This is a genomic window from [Flexibacter] sp. ATCC 35208 (genome assembly GCF_001975825.1).
In the GTDB taxonomy this organism is placed as follows: domain Bacteria; phylum Bacteroidota; class Bacteroidia; order Chitinophagales; family Chitinophagaceae; genus Chitinophaga.
Genome location: NZ_MTKN01000150.1, coordinates 1 through 3652 on the forward strand (window position 1 = coordinate 1; position 3652 = coordinate 3652).

3 protein-coding genes are annotated in these 3652 nt (G+C 34.5%); all 3 read left to right on the forward strand.

Going from position 1 to position 3652, the window contains the following annotated elements:
- Positions 1-103 precede the first annotated feature (103 nt).
- The 3 genes from BW716_RS34610 (at position 104) to BW716_RS34620 (ending at position 2675) form a co-directional block, all read left to right on the forward strand.
- Positions 104-418, forward strand: coding sequence for an XRE family transcriptional regulator (locus BW716_RS34610; protein WP_143709223.1), 315 nt, complete (start codon positions 104-106; stop codon positions 416-418).
- Positions 419-568: 150 nt separating this feature from the next.
- A complete protein-coding gene (locus BW716_RS34615) occupies positions 569-1792 on the forward strand; it encodes a DUF3883 domain-containing protein (protein WP_083730611.1) in 1224 nt (407 codons plus the stop codon).
- Positions 1793-1868: 76 nt separating this feature from the next.
- Positions 1869-2675, forward strand: a complete 807-nt coding sequence (locus BW716_RS34620) for a hypothetical protein (RefSeq protein ID WP_083730612.1) — start codon at positions 1869-1871, stop codon at positions 2673-2675.
- The last annotated feature ends 977 nt before the right edge of the window (positions 2676-3652 follow it).

A 3652-nucleotide genomic window follows, 5' to 3' on the forward strand; every position in this document is an offset into this window, starting at 1 on the left:
ATAAAGACTAAACAACTTCACCTATTAAAGACGTTATATTTGCCCTCATGAAAAGAAAATTCATCACGGGGGAAATATAGCCCGCTTCCGTCAAATTTTTGGAATGAAGCAGGATTTACTAGCAACTATTATGGGTAATGACTGGAATCAGATGAAGATTTCATGCTTAGATGGTAAAAAAGAAATTGAGGATGTAATTTTGGATGAAGTGGCAAGAACGTTGAAAATACCAGTTGAAGCGATAAAGAAATTTGATGAAGAAGCGGTTATTAGTATTGTTGCAAATACTGTTAATAAACACGATAACGCAACAGGTAATTCTTTATTCAGCTATATCCTACTTTCAATCCGGTTGACAAAATTGTTGAGATATTGGAGCAGACGAATAAAGGAAAGAATGAAGATATTGCCTCGCTAAAAAGGAAATTGAAAAGTTAAGAAAGGGAAAGAAGTAGAATATTAATACGGCAGCCTTTGATGCATCTTCCGATCGGAAATCTAATACAAATATTAACCAGCCGTCCTAATAATGGATGGCTTTTTTATAACGCATTCCCAACACTAGATTATGGAAGCAGTTACAGAATTTGTTATTGATCTTTCTGGGAGTATGGAAGATAAGATCGGCTTAACAAAGCAAATGCTACTGTCTGATATTATACCTGCTCTCGATTATTCATCTAAAATTGGTATTAAATCATTTTCATCCGTAAAAGGATTACCATCAATTGTTCAGGAGCTTCCATTAAGTATAATCGATAAAGATGCTATTTCTATGGCAGTTAATAAATTAACAGTAAAAAAAGGAGGAACACCTATATCTGAAGCAATAAGACAATCAGTCGCAACACTAAAAGAATATTCGTCAAGTAATAAAAAAATTATACTGGTGACAGATGGCGAAGAAGATAAAGGAGGAGATTATGTGTCTGAATGTAAAAAAGCTCAGACCGATGGTATTAATTGTGAAATTCATATCATTGGAATAGGATTGAAAGCACAGGAGGAATCTAAAGCAAAAGAGATTGCTAAGTTAACCAATGGAACGTATAGCAATATACCTTTTACTAAGGGAACGGCTTATAGTCAATTAAGTATTAAATCAAATCTTTCAACCTTTTATTCCGTTATTTCTAAAACAGTACCTACACAGCAGCCAATCAGCACTTCAAAAGATATATTGCCGTCTCAAGCAGAAAATGTAAAAGTATCAGGAAAAATAGAACAAGAACCGCCTAAATCTAAAATATCAGAAAATAGCAGAGAAACAAACGAAATTCTAAAAATGCTTGTTCTGGAAATGAAGAGCATTAAGCAGGAAGTTAGAGAACTGAAAGCAGAAAAAAAAGGAATCCCTGAAATCTTAGAAGATTATGAATTAAACGAAAGTATTCGTTTAATTTCAGAAAAATATTTGTTTGAAATTTTAAAAGCCAAATACCCGAATAGAGTAAAATGGTTAAACGAAAATGGTGAAAGTAAGTTAGACCACGATTTTGAAATCTTAGAAGAAGGTGGTAACGTCGAATACTTTATTGAATGTAAAGGTACCGCAAAACAAAAAGAGACATTTTTTCTAACAAAAAGTGAATGGTTGTTATTTTTGAATAATACAAAAAATTATCAAATCTATTTTATACAAAACTCATTCACTTCGCCTTCTGCCATCTTTATCAATAATGTATTAGATTGGTTATTAAAAGGTAAACTTTTACCTTATTTAAAAGCGCGGGATATTGTAAAAGAGGAAAGAGTATTTCTTACTATTTCGGACTCACAATTTATAAAATAATATAAAATACTTTTATCGTTATCAAGTTAAATAACTCAGATGGATATTAGAGCAATTTTAAATTGCGACTTTATCAATGAAACGCTTTTTACTAACTTTAACTAAGGAGGTAATTATGGGGATAATATCAAAGATATTCATCATTCAATCACTAAAGACTACTGATAGTATTAAATCAGGATTAGAGTTATCAATAAAATTAGACGGTAAGATTACCAATAGTTTCATTAATGTGGAAGATCGATCTGGTCTTTTCAAAGAAATAGATTCAATTAAATCAGAAATATCAGGCTCAAAAGGTCTTTATGTTATCCATTTTGATTGTCATGGTAATGAAGATGGAATTGGTCTCTTCGATAAGTCCGATCAACTTTCATTTGTTGAGTGGGAAGATTTTAGGAAAAAGTTTAGAGATATTTATACCACAATTCATATAAGGCCCATTATTAGTTTTTCAAGCTGTTACGGGTTTAATGTTATGAAATTGATAGCTGCTTATGAACCTTGTCCATATCATATTATAACGGGTAGCTTAATTAAAATTCCCTTTAAAGAAAGCATCGAAGGGTATTTTTCCTTTTATGATAATTTGAATAATGGAGTTAATCTACCTAATAACATCGAATCGGTACGGAGAATCTATCCTAAGCTAAATTTCATAGCTTTTCCCGCAAATTACTTATTTGAAATGGCTTGGGAGAAATACAAGCAATTGCAACTCTCACCCGAAAGAATACAGGAAAGGAAGCAACAGATTATTTCAGAAATAATCTCGATTGCAGGTTCAATAACGAAGAAACAAGAAGCATATCTGGATTTTGCATTGAGTCCTTCAGAAGGTGAGAAGGATTATCAGCGATTTAAAGAGAAATTCTACTCTTGACTTTTTAATCGCTGCCGACTGAAAGCCATCCGAAAAAAGGAAACAAATGAGAAGAAGTAATAAAAAACACTTTATTATATTTAATAACGGAGGTGTAATTAGTGCAACCCGAATACCCTTATAACAGTAGGGAACTAACTAACAACAATTAAACCTTTCAGTTATGATATGGCATTTTCGTTTTTCTGATTGTAGCATTACTGTTCGTATTAGCGATTGTAGCTCCAGCTTCTGACAAAGTCCCAAAAGCTAAAAAGAACACAAAACAACTGCTCAAGGAAAGCTAAAAAGTTTGTCTCTGCGCCCCTTCTTGTTTTTGTTGTTGGTGTTCCGCACTGTTTCGCTTATAAGTTGGGGCTGGAACACGCAACAACGGAGGTCGGATAAAGTCATAGCCCGGTGAGCAAGTCTCCTGCCGCTTTACATTCTTCGGTTTTTACCTTGCAAAACCGAAGAATTTACTCTCGCTCTGCGTCTTAATCATCCGTGCTATAATCAATCACTAATCTTTAAAAATGCAGCAGCTAAAGAAACTGCCACAGGAGAAGGTGAAAAACTTACAAGCATAGTTTGTTTTACCTATGGTGGCGCAAACACTAATGCGGAAAGGGGAAAACCAGAAAATTACACACCTGTTAGTTCTTCCCTTTGTCCAAGTGTCTAAAACGGAGGTCATTGGGCCACCCGAAACGGAGCGTATACTCCGTTTGGGCTGGCCCAGTATCACCGTAATAGACAGTCCAAGTGGAACTTCTAATTTTTGCGGCATTAGCTTCGATGCTGACCAAAGCGGTTATGGACTAATGCTAATGGAGAACCCAATGCTACTTTCTTAACCAATCAGGTCGCGGCACATTATAATGACGGTGGCCTTACCGATCACACTTTTACGGTTAATGGTGTTACTTATTACCGGAACCCCTAAAGAATTATAAACGCAATAAAAAAGGCGGCAATTGCGTAAGTATTCGGACCTC

Excerpts from the sequence above, each read along its gene's own strand:
- BW716_RS34610 (WP_143709223.1), top strand. The coding sequence starts at position 104 with ATGAAGCAGGATTTACTAGCAACTATTATGGGTAATGACTGGAATCAG.
- BW716_RS34615 (WP_083730611.1), top strand. The coding sequence starts at position 569 with ATGGAAGCAGTTACAGAATTTGTTATTGATCTTTCTGGGAGTATGGAA.
- BW716_RS34620 (WP_083730612.1), top strand. The coding sequence starts at position 1,869 with ATGAAACGCTTTTTACTAACTTTAACTAAGGAGGTAATTATGGGGATA.